The organism is Kribbella sp. NPDC049227, from assembly GCF_043197265.1.
Lineage (GTDB): Bacteria > Actinomycetota > Actinomycetes > Propionibacteriales > Kribbellaceae > Kribbella.
The window spans coordinates 373,124-390,572 of the sequence record NZ_JBICST010000005.1 but is presented as its reverse complement, the minus strand read 5'-3'; the positions used below and the strand labels follow the sequence as shown (position 1 = coordinate 390,572).

Genomic DNA, 17,449 nt, shown 5'->3' with positions numbered 1-17,449 from the left:
TGGGGCAGGGTCCGGCTCAGGCCAGCGAGACCAGGTCCAGGTACTCGTCGGACCAGAGGTCCTCGCTGGCGTCCGGGAGGATCAGTACCCGGTCCGGCTGGAGGGCCTCGATCGCGCCCTCGTCGTGGGTGACCATGACGATCGCGCCCGGGTAGCTGCCGACCGCGCCCAGCACCTCGTCCCGGGAGGCCGGGTCCAGGTTGTTCGTCGGCTCGTCCAGCAGCAGTACGTTGGCGCCGGAGTGGACCAGCCCGGCGAGCGCCAGGCGGGTCTTCTCCCCGCCCGACAGCACGTGAGCCGGCTTGTCCGCGTCGTCACCGCTGAACAGGAACGAACCGAGCACGTTCCGGACCTCGCCGTCGGTCAGCCCCGGCGCGACCGACGCCAGGTTCTGCCGGACCGTGCCGGCCAGGTCCAGAGTGTCGTGCTCCTGGGCGAAGTACCCGAGCCGCAGCCCGTGACCGGGCACGACGCGGCCCTCGTCCGGCTCCTCCCGGCCCGCGAGCAGCCGGAGCAGGGTGGTCTTGCCCGCGCCGTTCAGCCCGAGAACGACGACCCGGCTGCCCCGGTCGATGGCGAGGTCGACGCCGTTCAGCACCTGGAGTCCGCCGTACGCCTTCTCGAGGCCGACGGCGGTCAGCGGTGTCTTCCCCGACGGCGCCGGAGCAGGCAGCCGGATGCGGGCCACCCGCGCGGCCCGGCGTACCGGCTCGAGGTCCGAGAGCAGCTTGTCCGCCCGCCGTGCCATGTTGCGCGCGGCAACGGCTTTCGTCGCGCTCGCCTGCATCTTCTGCGCCTGGGTGTGCAGGACCGCGGCCTTGCGTTCGGCCGTGTTGCGCTCCCGGGTACGGCGACGCTCGTCGGTCTCCAGCTGTTCCAGGTACTTCGTCCAGCCGGTGTTGTGGATGTCGATCGTCACCCGCAGCGGATCCAGGTGGAAGACCCGGTTGACCGTTGCCTTGAGCAACTCGCGGTCGTGGCTGATCACGATCAGTCCGCCGGGGTAGGACAGCAGGAACGAACGCAGCCACAGCACCGAGTCCGCGTCGAGGTGGTTGGTCGGCTCGTCGAGCAGCAGCGTGTCGTGCTGCGCGAACAGGATCCGGGCCAGCTCGACGCGCCGGCGCTGACCGCCGGACAGCTCGCCGACGGGCTGCTCGAGGGCGCGGTTCGGCAGGCCGACGCCTGCCGCCAGCCGGGCAGCCTCCGCCTCGGCCGCGTACCCGCCGCCGGCCTGGAACTGCGCCTCGGCCCGCGCGTACGCCGCCATCGCGCGCTCCTGCGCGTCGCCGGTGGCAGTGCTCATCGCGGCTTCGGCCCCGCGCAGCTTGCGGACGGCGACGTCGAGGCCGCGGGCGGACAGGATCCGGTCCGTGACCGTGACGGCGGGGTCGGCGGCGCGCGGGTCCTGCGGCAGGTAGCCGAGGGAGCCGGACACGCTGACGGTCCCGGTGGCCGGGCGGTCTTCGCCGGCCAGCGTCTTCAGCAAGGTGGTCTTGCCGGCGCCGTTGCGGCCGACGAGCCCGACGCGGTCGCCGGGGCTGACGTGGAACGACAGGTCGGACAGCAGCAGATGGGCGCCGACGCGAATATCTACACCGTTGACGGTGATCATGATGGTTACTCTCCGTGATAGCCAAGGGACGCACTTCAGGTACGGAAGCGGGTCCCGCAGCTAGACACAGAGGCAAGTAGCCATGAATCCAAGCTACCTACTACCTCGAGTTCACGTCACCCGAATTACTGCTCAGGTGGGTTTGGCGGGGAGTTCTACGACGAAGCGGGCGCCGCCGGAGGGGTGGGTGGTGACCTGGATCGTGCCCTGGTGCCATTGGACGTGGCGGGCGACGATCGCGAGGCCTAGGCCTACTCCGCGGCCCCGGCCGCTGGTCTCGCCGCGTCCGAAGCGCTGGAAGATGCGTTCGCGGTCCTCGGGCGCGATCCCGGGACCGGCGTCGTCGACGGTGATGATCACGCCGAGTCCACCGGCCTCGACGCCGACACCCTTGCAGCCGCCGGCGTGATCCTCGGCGTTCTCGACCAGGTTCGCGATCACCCGCTCGAGCCGGCGCTTGTCCGCCTGCAGCGTCAGCCCCTCGGCCTCCGGAGCCACCGTGGTCACCTCACGCCCGGCGGTGCCGTCCGCCGCAGCCCGGACAAGGTCGGCGATTCGCACGATCTCCCGACTGCCCTGATCACCACCGTCGTCCCGCGAGATCTCCAGCAGATCGATCACCAGCCGCCGGAACCGGTCCAGGTCGTCACCGAGCAACTCGACCGGCTCACGCACCGCCGCGGGCAGTTCGGCCCGATGGTTCTGGATCAACTGCATCGAGTTGAGCATCGTCATCAACGGCGTACGCAACTCATGGCTCACGTCGCCCGCGAACCGCGCGTCCGCCGCCACCCGCCGTTCCAGATCCGCCGCGGTCTGGTTGAACGATCGCGCCAGCCCGCCCAGGTCGCGGTCGTTCTCCGCCTCCAGCCGCGCATCCAGCCGCCCGCGCGCCACCGCGTCGGCCACCTTGGTCAGCGCCGCCAGCGGCCGCAGCGCCAGCGTGCTCGCCAGCCGCCCGACCGCCAGGCCGATCATCGCGGTCACGATTGCCGCCGCGACGAGCGTGATCTTCAACGTCCGCAGCGTCCCGTCGAGACTCGCCAGCGGGTGCCACTCGAAGAACGCCGTACCCGGCTGCTTCATCGGTACGCCGACCGCGAGCACGTGCTGCCCGCCCACGGTGAGCCGGCGATTCGCCGCCGTACCGTTCCGGACCGTGGTGACCAGGTCGATCGGCAGATCCGACGGCTTCCCGGTCAGGGAGTACCAGGTGTCGTCGTAGTAGACCATCGACGCTGCGGCATCCGTGGACGGGAGGCTGGTCAGCAGATCCGTCACACTGACCTCCGGGTTCGGCGTCAGACTGCCGCACTCGGCCTGCTCACGCACCGGCCGGCACGGCTGTGGCGCGCCGAACAACCCGTAGTGGAACGCCGCCGCGTTGTCGGCCGTCTCGACCATCGCCGAGGACACGCGCTGCTCGGTGAGGTAGTCGGAGACGACGCCCCAGGTGACCAGTGCCAACACAGACGACAGTCCGAGCGCGAGCAGGCCGTAGGCCACCATCACGCGCCCGCGCAGGCCGGGCTTGAGACCCGTCCGGCCCCATCGCCGCCCCAGTCGCCGTCGTCGCAACGTCAGCTCACCAGTCGATAGCCCAGGCCGCGGGCGGTGACGAGATGCGTCGGACTGGCCGGATCGTGCTCGATCTTCAGCCGCAGCCGGCGGATGTGTACGTCGACGATCCGGCTGTCACCGAAGTACCCGTAGCCCCACACCTTGGACAGCAGCTGTTCGCGGCTCAGCACCTTGCCCTCTGCCCCGGCCAGCTCGGCGAGCAGCTTGAACTCGGTCCGGGTCAGCGGCAGCACCGAGTCGCCGCGGGTCACCTCGGCCCCGGGGACGTCGATCGTGAGGTCGCCGACCACGAGTACGTCGGGCTGCCGGGCGTTGGCCGGCTCCACCCGGCGCAGCAGCGCCCGGATCCGGGCCGACAACTCCTTGGCAACGAGCGGTTTCGTCACGTAGTCGTCGGCACCGGCTTCCAGCCCGGCGACCACGTCGTGGCTGTCGGTGCGCGCGGTCACCATGATGACCGGCACGTCGCTGGCGCGGCGGATCTCGCGGCAGACGGTGAATCCGTCCCGGTCCGGCAGCATCAGATCCAGCAGCACCACGTCCGGTGGTTCCCGGCGCAGCGCGGCCAGAGCGTCGTACCCATTGGCCGCCTCGGCGACCTGGTACCCCTCGTCCTCCAGGGCGAGCCGCAGCACCCGGCGGATGCGCGGCTCGTCGTCGACCAGCAACAGGCTGTGTGGCACGGACCCAGTGTCCCGCACCACCGGAGCGAGCACCGGTTACGGCTGTCATGAATCCGTCATCTTCTCGCCGGGCCGAACGTGACAACCTCTTGACGCTTCGTTGACTCCGGGCGGACGGCGCGCGGAACGGTCCTAATTTCGGCGCTATCGAGTCCCGGAGGAGGACCAATGGCCAGAAGACGGCTGGCGGCAGTATCCCTTGCCGCCGTGGCGGCGCTCACGCTCGCCGCATGCAGCAACGGTGGCGGATCACCGTCCGGATCCGGAGGTGACGCGGCCACACCGGTCAGCGGTGGCACCCTGAACATGCTCGGGGCAGGCGACGTCGACTACATGGATCCGAACATCAGCTACTACTCGGTCGGCTACCTGAACCTGCGGATGTGGAGCCGGCAGCTGTTCACGTACCCCGCGGAGCCAGGTGGCAAGAACACCGCACCGGTCGCGGACCTCGCCACCGACATCCCGACCACCGCGAACGGCGGGCTGAGCGCGGACGGCAAGACGTACACGATCAAGATCCGGCCCGGCGCGAAATGGGGCACCTCCCCGGCCCGCCAGGTGACGGCCGCCGATGTGGTCCGTGGCGTCAAGCGGACCGCGAACCCGGTGCAGCCGTTCGGCGGCATCCCGGACTTCGCCAACCTGATCGACGGCTACAAGGCGTTCGCCGCCGGCTTCGCCAAGGCGCCGAGGACGGTCGCCGGGATCCAGGAGTACATCGACAAGACGGCACTGCCCGGTGTGGTCGCCAAGGACGACACCACCGTCGTCTTCCACCTGACCCAGCCGGCGACGTACTTCGTCGACATGCTGACGCTGCCGGCCTTCTCGCCGGCCCCGGTGGAGTCGCTGAAGTACCTTCCGGCCAGCACCGAGCTCGGCAACAACTTCCCGTCCGACGGTCCGTACAAGGTCGACTCGTGGGTTCCGACCAAGTCGATCAACTACTCGCGCAACCCCGCCTGGGACGCTGCCACCGACCCGGTCCGCAAGGCCTACGTCGACAAGATCGTGGTGAACGAGACCGTCACCCAGGACTCGATCCAGCAGCAGTTGCAGACCGGTACGCCGACCGCCGACATGGAGTTCGACGTCGCACCGCCGCCGTCGCAACTGCCCGCGCTGCAGGCCAAGAAGGACCCGAACCTGACCATCGGCGACACCGCGAGCTCGAACCCGTACGTCGTCTACAACACCGCGTCGCCGAACAACAACAAGGCGCTGGAGAACCCGAAGGTGCGGCAGGCGATCAGCTACGCGATCAACCGGGACCACGTCCTGCAGGTGCTCGGCGGCAAGACGCTGAACCCGCCGCTCACGCACGTACTGCCGGACGTCATCACCGGCTCGAAGCAGATCGACCCGTACCCGTACGACCCGGAGAAGGCCAAGCAACTGCTCGCCGAGGCCGGGTATCCGCACCTGACGCTGAAGTTCCTCTACCGCAACGCGACCGAGGGCAGCAGCAAGGGCTTCCAGACGATCCAGCAGGACCTGTCCAAGGCCGGCATCACGGTCACCGGCGTACCGTCGCCGAACGCGGACTTCTACGTGAAGTACCTGCAGGTGCCGGATGTCGCCCGGCGCGGTGTCTGGGACCTGTCGCTGGCCGGCTGGGGCGCCGACTGGTACGGCAACGCGGCGCTGTCGTTCTTCAACCCGTTGTTCTCCGGTGAGCCGTCGTTCCCGCCGGTGGGCAGCAACTTCGGCCTCTACAACGACCCGGAGACCAACGACCTGATCCAGCAGGCGATCGCGGCACCGACGACGGACGCGGCCGCCGAGCTGTGGGCCAAGGCCGACGCCCGGGTGATGGACCAGGCCGCGTTCTACCCGCTCACCAACAACAAGCAGGCGAACTACCACGCCGCGCAGGTCCACAACGCCGTCTACGTCCCGTCCATGCAGAACTACGACCCGACGAACGTGTGGCTGTCCAAGGACAAGCAGGGCGGCTGAACCTCATGGCCCTGCTTGAAGTAAGGGATCTTCGGGTCTCCTTCGACACCCCGGACGGCACCGTCCGCGCCGTCCGGGGCCTGTCGTTCGACGTCGAGGCCGGACAGACGCTGGCGGTGGTCGGCGAGTCCGGGTCGGGCAAGAGCGTCGCCACCCAGACCATCACCGGTCTGACCCGCGGCGCCCAGGTGTCCGGTACGGCGTTCTTCGACGGGACGGATCTCATCAGCGCGGACCAGTCGACCCTGCGCAGGTTGCGCGGGGCGCAGATCGGGATGATCTTCCAGGACCCGCTGTCCAGCCTGCACCCGCACTACCGGATCGGCTGGCAGATCGTCGAGATGATCCGGGCGCACGACACCGTGATCAGCAAGCAGGCGGCCCGGCAACGGGCCGCCGACCTGCTGACCCTGGTCGGCATCCCGCGGGCGTCGGAGCGGATCGACGACTACCCGCACCAGTTCTCCGGCGGGATGCGGCAGCGGGTGATGATCGCGATGGCGATGGCGCTCGACCCGGCGCTGCTGATCGCGGACGAGCCGACGACCGCGCTCGACGTGACCGTGCAGGCCCAGGTGCTGAACGTGATGCGCCGCCTGCAGGAGCAGTTCGGTACCGCGATCATCCTGATCACCCACGACCTCGGCGTGGTGGCGGAGATGGCCGACGAGGTGGTCGTCATGTACGCCGGCGCGGTGATGGAACGGGCGCCGCGCCGCGACATCTTCTACCGCAACCACCACCCGTACACCCAAGGCCTGCTGGCATCGCTGCCGGCCCGCAGCGGCGACCGGTTGACCCCGATCGCCGGCAGTCCGCCGAGCCTCATCAGTCTGCCCGCGGGCTGCCCGTTCGCCGCCCGCTGCCCGCACGTGTTCGACAAGTGCCGCACCGAGGCGCCGCCGCTGGCCGACGTCGGCGGCGACCCGCGACACCAGTCGGCCTGCTGGCTGCCCCACACCGTGAGCGAGGCGATCGCGTCATGAACGTACTGCTGAAAGTCGACGACGTCCGTAAGGAGTTCCCGACCCACTCGAAGGAGGTGGTCCATGCGGTCGACGGGGTCTCTCTCGAGGTGCGCAAGGGCGAGACGCTCGGGCTGGTCGGCGAGACCGGTTGCGGCAAGTCGACGCTGGCCCGCTGCATGGCCCATCTGTACGACGTGACCTCGGGCTCGGTCTGGTTCGACGGGAAGGAGATCAGCACGCTGTCGCGGCGGGCGATGCGACCGGTGCGCCGCGAGGTGCAGGTGATCTTCCAGGACCCGTACGGCTCGCTGAACCCGCGCCGCCGGGTCGGGTCGATCATCGGTGACCCGTTCGCCATTCACGGCATCGCGTCCGGGCCGGAACGGAAGAAGAAGGTCCAGGAACTGATGGAGCTGGTCGGGCTGAACCCCGAGCACTACAACCGGTTCCCGGCCGAGTTCTCCGGTGGCCAACGGCAACGGATCGGGGTCGCCCGAGCGCTCGCGCTGCGGCCGAAGCTGGTGATCTGCGACGAGCCGGTGTCGGCGCTGGACGTGTCGATCCAGGCGCAGATCATCAACCTGCTGGCCGATCTGCAGAAGGAGTTCGACCTGACCTATGTGTTCATCTCGCACGACCTGTCCGTGGTCCGGCATGTGAGTGACCGGATCGCGGTGATGTACCTGGGCAAGATCGTCGAACTGGCGCCGACACAGGAGTTGTTCGGGCACACGCGTCACCCGTACACGCGGGCGCTGTTGTCCGCGTTGCCGGTGGCGGATCCGGACACGGCCGACAGCCGTGAGCAGATCATCCTCGGTGGCGACATCCCCGCCGCGACGAACCCGCCGGAGGGGTGCAGGTTCCACACGCGGTGCCCGAAGGCGCGAGCCGACTGCGCCGCGGGCGAGCCGCCGCTGATCCCCGTACTCGACGACCACCACGACCACCGGACCGCCTGCTTCCATCCACTGACGATCGGCGAAGACATGTCGACCGCCGTACCGGACCTGAAGGCATCATGACCGCAGCCATCGAGATGGTCGATGTCATCGACGAGCCGAAGGCGATCGAAGGGCGCAGTCCGTTCGTGCTGGCGTTGCGACGGCTGCGCAAGGACAAGGTCGCGATGATCTCGCTGGTCGTGATCGTGCTGATCGTGCTGATGGCGATCTTCGCGCCGGTCTTCGCCGCGATCACCGGTCATCCGCCGAACGAGCAGTACCGCGACATCGGGCTGACCCCGGACGGGTTGCCGCGCGGGCCGAACGGGACATTCTGGCTCGGCACCGACGACCTCGGCCGGGACGTCCTGGTCCGGATCGCGTACGGCGCGCGCGTCTCGCTGCTGGTCGGCGTGATCGCGACCGCGATCACCGTCGTGATCGGCGTGGTACTCGGGCTCGCGGCCGGGTTCCTCGGCGGCTTCGTCGACACGGTGCTCGCGCGGCTGATCGACGTCGTACTGTCGGTGCCGTTCCTGCTGGTGGCGATCGCGCTGGTCTCGGTCACCGGGCCGAGCCTGACGGTGACCGTGCTGGTGATCGGGTTCTTCAGCTGGGCGTCGGTGGCCAGGATCGTGCGTGGGCAGGTGCTGTCGCTGCGCGAACGCGAGTTCGTCGAGGCGGCCCGGTCGCTGGGGGCGGGTGACGGGCGGATCATGTTCGTCGACGTACTGCCGAACGTGCTGGCCCCGGTGATCGTCTACACCACGTTGCTGATCCCGGTGGTGATCGTGACCCAGGCGACGTTGTCGTTCCTCGGGCTCGGGCTGCCGCCGCCAACAGCGGACTGGGGCGGAATGATCAGCGCCTCGCAGAACTACTACACGACCGCATGGTGGTTCATCCTCTTCCCCGGCCTGGCGCTGCTGATCACGACGCTCGCGTTCAACCTGTTCGGTGACGGGGTCCGGGACGCCTTCGACCCCCGCGCAGATCGGACCTAGTGATGGCCGCATTCCTGATCCGCCGGCTGGGCCACGGACTCCTGGTCCTCTGGCTCATCACGGTGGCCGTGTTCGCCCTGTTCTTCGTTGCCCCGAGCAACGTAGCGCAGACGCTGGCCGGCCGGCAGGCGACGCCGGAGACCGTTGACCTGATCAAGCACCGGCTCGGGCTGGACCTGCCAGTGTGGAAGCAATACCTGCACTTCGTCGAGAACGCGCTGCACGGCAACCTCGGGTACGACTACTACCACCAGGTGCCGGTGACCACGATCATCGGGACCGCGTTGCCGATCACGGTCTCGCTGGCGCTCGGAGCCGCCGTACTGTGGCTGCTGCTGGGCATCTTCAACGGGGTCATCTCCGCGGTGCATCCACGGTCGCTGGCCGACCGCGGCCTGACGCTGTTCTCGTTGTTCTTCTACTCGTTCCCGTCGTTCCTGCTCGGGTTGCTGCTGCTGTACTTCCTGTACTTCCGGCTCACGCTCGCCGGGTTCCACTGGTTCCCGGCGGGTGGGTACTCGCCACTGAGCGCCGGGGCCGGCGCCTGGTTCCAGCACCTGTTGCTGCCGTGGGTAGCTCTGGCCTTGTTGCTGGCGGCCACCTACACCCGGTTGACCCGCGGCTCGATGCTCGACGTCCTCGGCGAGGACTACATCCGGACCGCTCGCTCGAAGGGCATCCGGGAGAGCCGGGTGATCGTCCGGCACGGTCTGCGCAGCGCGCTGACTCCGGTGGTCACGCAGTTCGGCATCGATCTGGGCCAGCTGATCGGCGGTGTCGTCGTCATCGAGACCGTGTTCAGCCTGCCCGGCCTCGGGCAGACCGCGGTGACGGCGATCAACCAGCAGGATCTGCCGGTGATCATCGGGATCGTCCTGTTCGCCTCCGCCGCCGTGGTGGTCGCGAACATCCTGGTCGACATCGCGTACGCCTTCCTGGATCCCCGGGTTCGACTCCACTAGATGTACCGAAGGACAGGAGGTAGTGGCCGGTTGGTTGGCCTTTCAGGGGTGGGCCAAGCGGAGCCGCGCCGGTCAGCACTGACTACCTCCTGTCCTTCGGTACGGTGGTGCCGTGTCGATCGTGGTGTACGGCGCCGGCGGGATCGGCTGCTACGTGGGCGGACGGCTGCTCGCGGGTGGGGCCGACGTGGTCTTCGTCGGGCGGCCGCGGATGGCGGCCGAGGTCGCGGCCCATGGGCTACGCCTGACCGACTACCTCGGTGCTGATCTCCGGGTTGCCGATGTTCGCTACGAGACCTCGCCCGCGGCGGCGGGAGCCGCGGATCTGGTCCTGCTGACGGTCAAGTCGGCGGCGACCGAGACCGCCGCCGCCGAGCTGGCCGGTGTGCTCAAGCCGGGCGCGATCGTGGTCAGCTTCCAGAACGGCCTCCGCAACGGTGACGTCCTGCGGGAGCGGCTGACGGACCAGGTCGTGGTGCCCGGGATGGTCCCGTTCAACGTGCTGAACCGTGGCCAGGGTGTCTTCCACCAGGGCACCGCGGGTGCGCTCGACGTCCAGCGTCATCCGGGCCTCCAGCAGTACGTCGAGGACTTCGCCCGAGCGGGGCTGCCGCTGAAGCAGCATGACGACATCCTGCCGGTGCAGTGGTCGAAGCTCCTGCTCAACCTCAACAACCCGATCAACGCGCTCTCGAACCTCCCGCTGCGCGACGAGCTGTCCCAGCGCGCGTACCGCCGCTGCCTCGCCGCGGCTCAGGCCGAGTCACTCGCCCTCCTCGCTGCGCACGGCATCCACCCGGCCCGGATCCTGGCGGTGCCGATGCGCCTCTTCCCGGCCGTCCTCCGCCTGCCCGACTTCCTGTTCCGTCGCTTGGCCGGCTCGGTCCTCGCGATCGACCCGCTCGCCCGGACCTCCATGTGGGAGGACCTCAAAGCCGGCCGCCCGACCGAGATCGACTACCTGAACGGCGAGGTCGTCCGCCTGGCGGAGGCCCTCGGCCGCAGAGCACCGGTCAACGCGAAGCTGATCGAGCTGATCCACAAGGCCGAGACCAACCACCACCCCTGGCCGGGCCCGGAGCTACTCCGCGAACTGCAGCGGTAGCTTCGCCTGGACATCGACGCTCACGATGCCGTAGGTGAACCCGAGGTGCTCGTTCAGCCGGCGCATGTTCTCGTTGCCGCGCTGGGTCCAGGTGTAGATCTCGGTGATCCCGTGCTCGGCCGCCCAGGCCATACTCGTTCGCTTCAAGGTCGCGGCGACGCTCTTGCCGCGCCAGTCCGGGTGGACCGCGGTGTAGGCGACCTCAGCCCGCTCCGGTTGGTCCGTGTCGAGCATCAACCCGGCGACACCGATCACGTCGTCACCGACGACGGCCATGAACATCGCCCCCGGATCGTTGATCCACTCCGTCTCCCACTCCTCGGCCGATACGTCCATCGGCGCCGGCACATCCAGGTCAGGAAGGGTCGGCACCGCCACCTGCTCGTAAGCCTTCGCCCAGAGCTCGGGCCGCTCGGCCACGGTCACGATCCGGTACGCCGTCGGCTGCTCCGGCCACGGCTCGGTGCCGATCCGGCGGAGCTGCTCGACCTGGCGGTTCGCCTCGGTGAAACCGAAGTGGTCGGCGAACGCGAGCGACTCCTCGTCGTCGACCGCGCAGCCCGCGACCTGGTAGCCCTGGGCAACGGCATGCTCGGTCAGCGCTCGAAGCAACTCGGTGCCGGCACCTCGCCGTCGTGCCTCGGCGCGGACCCGCGGCTTGACGGCCGCACGACCCGCCTCGCTGGAGCGATCCGACATCCCACTCCCGACGACCGCACCGTCCATCACGGCCAGCACCAGGAGCCGTCCGGGCTTCGCCAGCTTCTGCAGCTCGGCCACACTCGGGCACCGCTCGTACGGCTGCACCGCGAGTCGCACCGCACGCCAGTCCTCATAGTCCCGCTCCGACTCGACCGGCCGGATCACGATCTCACCCATGCCCCCACCCTGCCCTACCGGGACCAGGTGCGCACTCGATTTCATCGTCTCATTATCTGAGTTGATTCTTCTCGAATTGTGGAAGCAGCGGCAAGATGGCGCTGTGATCGACGTAGCGGTGATCGGTGGAAGTGTGGCGGGCCTGCAGGCGGCCCTGACCTTGGGACGGGCGCGGCGGCGAGTGGTCCTGTTCGACGACGGGAAGGCGCGGAACCGGACGGCCGAGCACGTCCACAACTTCCTCGGAGTCGAGGACACCGCACCGGGCGAGTTGCTCGCGCTCGGGCGTCGGCAACTGCGGGAGTACGACGTCGAGGTGCGGGACACGCGGGTCGAGGACGTGACTGCTGACGGCGACGGTTTCGTCGTCGAGGGTGAGCGGGTGCGATCCGTGGTGCTGGCGACCGGGCTCCGGGACGAGTTGCCGGATGTGCCGGGTGTCTGGGAGTCGTGGGGTCGGTCGGTTGTTGCCTGTCCGCACTGTCATGGCTGGGAGGTGCGTGACGAGCCGCTCGTGCAGCTCGGGATGCGGGGCATGCCGGATCGCTCGGTTGCCAGGGCGCTGTTGCTCAGCAGGTGGAGCAACGACGTCGTCCTGTGCACCGACGGCGACGAACTCGGCGCCGATCACCTGACCAAGCTCGACAAGGCCGGCGTGACGATTCGCACCGAGCGTGTCGAGGCGGTTCAGCCAGCGGAGGACAACGTACGGGTGCTGCTGAAGGGCGGTGACACGTTGCTTCCGCGGGCTGTGTTCGTGGTCGTCCGGCAGCATCAGCAGAGTGATCTCGCGACGAACCTCGGCTGCGACGTAGTGGATGGCGCGGTCGCCGTCGACAGCTCCGGACGGACCAGCGTCCCTGGTGTCTACGCGGTCGGTACGACGGCCGTCCCCGCCCTCTTCGCGATCGGCGCCGCCGGGCACGCGAGCACTACCGCAGTCGCGCTGCACGCGGACTTGCTCGACCGCGACCTCAGCTCATGACCGCGCAGCAGGCGGGAGGAGCGCTGGATCCCCGAGCGCCCACTCCCCTGGCGTCCCGTTGAGCGCATCCAGCTGCAGCAGGCACCACGGCGACAGGCCCGGTACGTCGCGCACCTCGGACCAGTCGACCCAGCGGTACGACGCCACCTCCGCGGCATCGGGCGTGGGATCGCCGGACCACCGGACCCGGTACACCGGGCACATCTCGTTCTCCACCACGCCGGTCGGCATCTCGGCCCGGTAGCGGAACTCGGGCAGCACCAGCTCGACGCCGTCCGCCACGATCCCCAGTTCGTCGGCAAGCCGGCGCCGTACCGCGTCCGGGACCGGCTCACCGGGAAGTGGATGCCCACAGCAACTGTTAGTCCAGACTCCCGGCCAGGTCGGCTTGGTCAGGGCACGCTGGGTCAGTAACACCCGACCGGCGTCGTCGACCACATAGCTCGAGAACGCCAGGTGCAGCGGGGTCGCGGAGTGGTGGACCGTTGCCTTGGCCTCGGTCCCGATCGCCCGTCCGGCGTCGTCCAGCAGCACCACTCGCTCCTCCGTCACCCCCCGAGGGTAGGCGGATACCCGGCTGCGAGCCCAATGCGCCGGTGCTAGTCTGACGCCGTGATCAAGCGACGCGTGGCATATCGACCGGCTCTGGGAGGGGCCGGCATTCGGTAGTCCCCACAACTCGCTCCACCCAGAGCCTCCGAGGCAGGAACCGACCGGGTTCCTGCCTCTTTCCGTTGCCGGAGGCGCTGTCGTGGCGAGGGTGCCTCCAGACCTGCTGAGAGGACCCCATGAACGACCCGACCACGGTGATCGACCGATTACGGCGTACCACCGACTCCATCGTCGGCGAGGCCGACCTGCGTGAACGACTGGCGGCCGGGCGGCCGTTGCGGATCAAGTACGGCGTCGACTGCACCGCACCGGATCTGCATCTCGGCCACGCGGTCAACCTGTGGATGATGCGGCAACTGCAGGACCTCGGTCACCAGGTCGTGTTCCTGCTCGGCGACCTGACCACTCGCGTCGGTGACCCGACCGGGCGGTCCGAGACCAGGCCGGTGTTGACGCCGGAGGAGATCGAGGCGAACGCGACGTCGTTCCTCGAGCAGGTGTCGCTGGTGCTGCGGACGGATCCAGCGGTGTTCGAAGTACGGCGGAACTCCGAGTGGTACGACGGGATGCGGGTGGCGGAGCTGCTCGGTCTGTTCGCGCAGGTCACGCATGCACAACTGATGGCGCGGGACATGTTCCGCGAGCGGGTCGCGACCGGGCGGGAGATCGCGGTTCACGAGCTGGTGTACCCGGTGCTGCAGGGCTACGACAGTTTCGCGATGCAGAGCGATCTGACCATCGTCGGCACGGACCAACTGTTCAACGAGCAGCTCGGCCGGCACTTCCAGCAGCGCTTGGGCGGGCCGCCGCAGGTGGTGATCACGACCACGATCACGCCGGGCCTCGACGGACGGGCGAAGCAGTCGAAGTCGCTGAACAACTACGTCGGGCTGACGGACCCGCCGCGGGAGAAGTTCGGCAAGCTGATGAGCATCCCGGACGACCTGGTCGAGCCTTACGCCCGCGTCTACACCGAACTCCCGCTGGACTCGGTCGCCGCACTCGGCGCCGCGGCCGCACATGGCGGTCCGCAGGCCCGCGACGCCAAGCTTCGCCTGGCCGCTGCAGTGGTGACGCGCTACCACGGTGCCGGAACGGCGAAGGCCGAACTGGAGGCGTTCCGGCGGACGTTCTCCGACCGCAATCAGCCCCAGGACATTCCGGAGATCGTCGTCGACAGCACCGTGACGACTGCGCTCGATCTCCTGCGCGCGATCCGGCCCGGCGACAGCAACTCCGAGCTCCGGCGGCTGATCCGGCAGGGCGCTGTCACCATAGACGGCACCCGCGCGGATGACCCGACGGAAGCCGTCAACCTGGGCACCGGCGTGGTGATCAAATCCGGCGCGCGCACCTGGCACCGAGTCAGACGACACTGATCACGTGGAGACGAAGACGGTCGAGGCATTGGTCAGCGTCGGGCAGCGCTACGCGGGCCGGGTGCCGGCGTTCGAGGTGGAGCCGGCGTGGTGGTCCGAAGTCGAGGGCGTGACCCGGCGGCTCGACCAGTTTCTCGGCGTCCGGACCATGGTGCTGCGGCTCGTGCACGCGGACGAGGCGGTGGTCGGTCGCGGTGGCCGGGTCGTCTATCACGTGCAGGCGCTCGGCGAACCGCGCGCCGGCGTACTGGACCAGACGCCGTACGACGGATGGGACGCGATCGTCGCACCCGATCCGCTCCGGGCGACGTGGGCCGAGGTGGACGGACCGGGCCGGCTGATCGAGTGGGCGCGCGGCATCCTCGGCCCGCTCGATCCAGTTCAGGTCAAGACATGGAACCTGTCCTGCCTGATCCGCTTCCCAGGTGCCTGGGCGAAGGCGACGAGCCGGTTCTGCAGCATCGACGCCGAGATCATTGATCACATCCACCGGTACGACGCTCAGCTGGCACCGACCGTGCTCGGTACGTCGGCCGGCAACCGCTGGTCCCTGCTGGCCCACGCGCCCGGGGTCGACTGCTGGGAGCCGGATCCGCCGACGATCGAGGACGTGGTCAGCCGGTGGGTCGCCGTACAAGCCGAGCTTGCGGCGGAGGTCGACGAGCTCGATGCGCCGGTACTCCGACCGGAGCACCTGGCGGATGAAGTGTCCCGGCTGCTGACCATCGTCGCGCTGCCCGGTGACGACGCTCTCGCCGTCGAGGAGCTGCTGACGAAGCTGCCCGGCATCCTGTCCGAACTCGACGCGTCGGGCCTGCCGATCACGCTCGTACACGGCGACTTCCATCCGGGCAACTGGCGTTCGGACGGCACCAACCGGGCGATCGTCGACTGGGCGGACAGCTTCGTCGGCCATCCGGCCACCGACATCCAACGGCTCCGCGGATGGATGCCGCAGGCACAGGGCGATCACGCGGTCGAGGTCTGGTCGGCGGCCTGGAAGCGCCGGATCCCGGACAGCGACCCGTTCCGGGCATTGCAGCCGATGACGGTGCTCGGACGTCTGGTCGGGGCGGTCACGTACCAGCGGTTCCTCGACGACATCGAGCCGGACGAACGCGTCTACCACGCGGACGACCCACGCACCGAACTCCAGGCCGCGGTCGGGGCTATGCGGGCCTGCGGGTGGTGACGAGCCAGGCAGCCGACGGGTAGTCGAGACCCGGACCGACCTGGATGAGCTCCTGCAGGGGTTCGCATTCGGGCGTGCGGAAGCCTGCGGTGGTGAGGATGTGCACGACCCGTGCAGGGTCGGCGAACGCGAACGGACCGGGTACGTCGAGCCGCGGTGTGGTGCCAGTGGTGAGCTCGGCGTACCACGGGTTCCGGCTGGGTGCTTGCCAGACCAGGAGTGCGACGCGCCCACCCGGACGCAGCGCTCGCGCGAGATTGGTGAAGGCCGCGATCGGGTCGGCGAAGTCCGTGCAGCCGGTGCGGCTGAGGATGACGTCGAAGGTCTCGGTCTCAAAGGCATGCACCTGTGCGTCGGCCGGCACGAACGTCGCGGTGACCGCACCGGTCTCCTCCGCACGACGGGTCGCCTCCGCCAGCGCCTGCTCCGAGACGTCCACGCCGACGGCCGCGCCGGAGCCCGCGAGCCAGGCGGCGGCGCGCGTCGTACCGCCGGTTCCGCAGCCGATGTCGAGGACGCGATCACCGTCCCGGATGGCGGCTGCCCGGAGCAGCCAGTCGTCGTACCGATACAGGCTGTTCTCGGTCAGCCCGGTGCTGCATGCGAGGTCGGTGCCGCTCATCGTGGTCCCCTTTCGTTGCCCTGCAGTACGGATCAGCGAGCAATCCGGTTCATGTGGCAGGCTGTCGCCTCGAGCCGAAGGGGTGGTGTGCATGACAATCCTGGTGACCGGCGCGAGCGGCAACGCGGGTGGTGCGGTGGTGCAGTCGCTGGCGAGCGAGCGGATCGCGGGCCGGGCGCTGGTCCACAAACCGACAGGTCTGCCGCAAGGGATCGTTCCTGTGTACGGCGATCTGAACAAGCCGGACTCGTTCGCCGACGCACTGGACGGGGTGTCAGGGATTTTCCTGCTCAGCGGTTACGACCGGGTCGAGGAATTGCTCGCGAACGCGGCCCGGGCGGGAGTGCGGAAGGTCGTGCTGCTGTCGAGCAGTTCGCTGGCCGGCAGCGATACGTCGAACGCGATCGCCGGGTATCACCAGGCGGCCGAGGAGGCGGTGAGGGCATCGGGGCTGGAGTGGACGTTCCTGCGGCCGAACTCGTTCATGTCCAACACGCTCCGCTGGCTCGATCAGATCGGCGCGGGTGATGTGGTGCGGGTTCAGTTCCCCGACGTACCGATCGCGACGATCCATCCGCGGGACATCGCGGATGTGGCCGTCCGTGCGTTCACTGCCGATGACCAGGCCGGCGCGATCCTGCGCCTCACCGGTCCGGTCGCACTCACTCCGCCGCAGCAGGTGGAGATCCTGGCCGAGGCGATCGGCCGGGAGTTGACGGCGTACCCGATGAGCCGGGCGGAGACGCATGACGAGCTACAGGCCTCGATGCCTGCGCCGTACGCCGAGGCGATCGAGGGCTTCTTCGGGGACGGGATCATCGACGAGACGACGGTCAACGACACGGTCCGGCAGGTGACCGGGAAGGCTCCGCGCACCTTGCAGGACTGGGTCCGCGAGAACGCAGGGCTGTTCGCGTAGGCACACTGGAGCGGGTAGCGTCGCGGTGAGGAGGTCT

General features: G+C 68.9%; 16 protein-coding genes. 10 read left to right on the top strand and 6 right to left on the bottom strand.

Annotation, left to right across the window (positions count from 1 at the left end; genetic code table 11):
- Positions 1-16: 16 nt before the first annotated feature.
- From ACGFH6_RS24105 to ACGFH6_RS24095, 3 genes are all read right to left on the bottom strand, one after another.
- On the bottom strand, positions 17-1,615 hold the full coding sequence (locus tag ACGFH6_RS24105; protein ID WP_393387710.1) for an ABC-F family ATP-binding cassette domain-containing protein: 1,599 nt from the start codon (positions 1,613-1,615) through the stop codon (positions 17-19).
- A 132-nt stretch (positions 1,616-1,747) separates the two neighbouring features.
- Positions 1,748-3,193, bottom strand: a complete 1,446-nt coding sequence (locus ACGFH6_RS24100) for an ATP-binding protein (protein WP_393387708.1) — start codon at positions 3,191-3,193, stop codon at positions 1,748-1,750.
- Between the two features lie 2 nt (positions 3,194-3,195).
- Positions 3,196-3,879 carry a response regulator gene (locus ACGFH6_RS24095; RefSeq protein ID WP_393387706.1) on the bottom strand — a complete coding sequence of 228 codons (684 nt, stop codon included), beginning with the start codon at positions 3,877-3,879 and terminating at the stop codon, positions 3,196-3,198.
- 168 nt (positions 3,880-4,047) lie between these two features.
- Between ACGFH6_RS24095 and ACGFH6_RS24090 the strand changes: the two genes are divergently transcribed.
- The 6 genes from ACGFH6_RS24090 to ACGFH6_RS24065 all read left to right on the top strand — a co-directional run bounded on the left by ACGFH6_RS24090 (position 4,048) and on the right by ACGFH6_RS24065 (position 10,824).
- The gene (locus ACGFH6_RS24090) at positions 4,048-5,841 is read left to right on the top strand and encodes an ABC transporter substrate-binding protein (protein ID WP_393387704.1); all 1,794 of its coding nucleotides are present in this window, start codon (positions 4,048-4,050) and stop codon (positions 5,839-5,841) included.
- Positions 5,842-5,846: 5 nt separating this feature from the next.
- The gene (locus ACGFH6_RS24085; protein ID WP_393387701.1) at positions 5,847-6,827 is read left to right on the top strand and encodes an ABC transporter ATP-binding protein; all 981 of its coding nucleotides are present in this window, start codon (positions 5,847-5,849) and stop codon (positions 6,825-6,827) included.
- Positions 6,824-7,834: an ABC transporter ATP-binding protein gene (locus ACGFH6_RS24080; RefSeq protein WP_393387698.1), complete on the top strand. Its 1,011-nt coding sequence runs from the start codon at positions 6,824-6,826 to the stop codon at positions 7,832-7,834. Before ACGFH6_RS24085 ends, ACGFH6_RS24080 begins: the two co-directional genes overlap by 4 nt.
- Complete coding sequence (locus ACGFH6_RS24075) at positions 7,831-8,757, top strand: ABC transporter permease (protein ID WP_393387696.1); 927 nt, start codon at positions 7,831-7,833, stop codon at positions 8,755-8,757. Before ACGFH6_RS24080 ends, ACGFH6_RS24075 begins: the two co-directional genes overlap by 4 nt.
- A 2-nt stretch (positions 8,758-8,759) precedes the next feature.
- A complete protein-coding gene (locus ACGFH6_RS24070) occupies positions 8,760-9,719 on the top strand; it encodes an ABC transporter permease (protein WP_393387693.1) in 960 nt (319 codons plus the stop codon).
- A 112-nt stretch (positions 9,720-9,831) separates the two neighbouring features.
- On the top strand, positions 9,832-10,824 hold the full coding sequence (locus tag ACGFH6_RS24065) for a 2-dehydropantoate 2-reductase (protein ID WP_393387691.1): 993 nt from the start codon (positions 9,832-9,834) through the stop codon (positions 10,822-10,824).
- Here ACGFH6_RS24065 and ACGFH6_RS24060 read toward each other — a convergent pair.
- Positions 10,801-11,703: a GNAT family N-acetyltransferase gene (locus ACGFH6_RS24060; protein WP_393387688.1), complete on the bottom strand. Its 903-nt coding sequence runs from the start codon at positions 11,701-11,703 to the stop codon at positions 10,801-10,803. The genes ACGFH6_RS24065 and ACGFH6_RS24060 overlap by 24 nt on opposite strands.
- Before the next feature lie 103 nt (positions 11,704-11,806).
- Here ACGFH6_RS24060 and ACGFH6_RS24055 point away from each other — a divergent pair, with 103 nt between their 5' ends.
- Positions 11,807-12,688 carry an NAD(P)/FAD-dependent oxidoreductase gene (locus ACGFH6_RS24055; protein WP_393387685.1) on the top strand — a complete coding sequence of 294 codons (882 nt, stop codon included), beginning with the start codon at positions 11,807-11,809 and terminating at the stop codon, positions 12,686-12,688.
- Here ACGFH6_RS24055 and idi read toward each other — a convergent pair.
- The gene (gene idi / locus ACGFH6_RS24050) at positions 12,683-13,240 is read right to left on the bottom strand and encodes an isopentenyl-diphosphate Delta-isomerase (protein ID WP_393387683.1); all 558 of its coding nucleotides are present in this window, start codon (positions 13,238-13,240) and stop codon (positions 12,683-12,685) included. The two genes, ACGFH6_RS24055 and idi, sit on opposite strands and share 6 nt — an antisense overlap.
- 236 nt (positions 13,241-13,476) lie before the next feature.
- Between idi and tyrS the strand changes: the two genes are divergently transcribed.
- Together tyrS and ACGFH6_RS24040 are read left to right on the top strand one after the other, a co-directional pair.
- Positions 13,477-14,679 (top strand): tyrosine--tRNA ligase, encoded by a 1,203-nt coding sequence (gene tyrS, locus ACGFH6_RS24045; RefSeq protein ID WP_393387681.1) that lies wholly within the window; start codon positions 13,477-13,479, stop codon positions 14,677-14,679.
- A gap of 4 nt (positions 14,680-14,683) precedes the next feature.
- On the top strand, positions 14,684-15,871 hold the full coding sequence (locus ACGFH6_RS24040; protein WP_393387678.1) for an aminoglycoside phosphotransferase family protein: 1,188 nt from the start codon (positions 14,684-14,686) through the stop codon (positions 15,869-15,871).
- Here the strand turns inward: ACGFH6_RS24040 and ACGFH6_RS24035 are convergent.
- Positions 15,849-16,493, bottom strand: coding sequence for a class I SAM-dependent methyltransferase (locus ACGFH6_RS24035; protein WP_393387675.1), 645 nt, complete (start codon positions 16,491-16,493; stop codon positions 15,849-15,851). The two genes, ACGFH6_RS24040 and ACGFH6_RS24035, sit on opposite strands and share 23 nt — an antisense overlap.
- A 91-nt stretch (positions 16,494-16,584) precedes the next feature.
- Between ACGFH6_RS24035 and ACGFH6_RS24030 the strand changes: the two genes are divergently transcribed.
- Positions 16,585-17,412, top strand: a complete 828-nt coding sequence (locus ACGFH6_RS24030; protein WP_393387672.1) for an NAD(P)H-binding protein — start codon at positions 16,585-16,587, stop codon at positions 17,410-17,412.
- Positions 17,413-17,449: the final 37 nt, after the last annotated feature.

Excerpts from the sequence above, each read along its gene's own strand:
- ACGFH6_RS24035 (WP_393387675.1), bottom strand. The coding sequence starts at position 16,493 with ATGAGCGGCACCGACCTCGCATGCAGCACCGGGCTGACCGAGAACAGC.
- ACGFH6_RS24075 (WP_393387696.1), top strand. The coding sequence starts at position 7,831 with ATGACCGCAGCCATCGAGATGGTCGATGTCATCGACGAGCCGAAGGCG.
- ACGFH6_RS24085 (WP_393387701.1), top strand. The coding sequence starts at position 5,847 with ATGGCCCTGCTTGAAGTAAGGGATCTTCGGGTCTCCTTCGACACCCCG.
- tyrS (WP_393387681.1), top strand. The coding sequence starts at position 13,477 with ATGAACGACCCGACCACGGTGATCGACCGATTACGGCGTACCACCGAC.
- ACGFH6_RS24105 (WP_393387710.1), bottom strand. The coding sequence starts at position 1,615 with ATGATCACCGTCAACGGTGTAGATATTCGCGTCGGCGCCCATCTGCTG.
- ACGFH6_RS24060 (WP_393387688.1), bottom strand. The coding sequence starts at position 11,703 with ATGGGTGAGATCGTGATCCGGCCGGTCGAGTCGGAGCGGGACTATGAG.
- ACGFH6_RS24090 (WP_393387704.1), top strand. The coding sequence starts at position 4,048 with ATGGCCAGAAGACGGCTGGCGGCAGTATCCCTTGCCGCCGTGGCGGCG.
- ACGFH6_RS24030 (WP_393387672.1), top strand. The coding sequence starts at position 16,585 with ATGACAATCCTGGTGACCGGCGCGAGCGGCAACGCGGGTGGTGCGGTG.
- ACGFH6_RS24080 (WP_393387698.1), top strand. The coding sequence starts at position 6,824 with ATGAACGTACTGCTGAAAGTCGACGACGTCCGTAAGGAGTTCCCGACC.
- ACGFH6_RS24070 (WP_393387693.1), top strand. The coding sequence starts at position 8,760 with ATGGCCGCATTCCTGATCCGCCGGCTGGGCCACGGACTCCTGGTCCTC.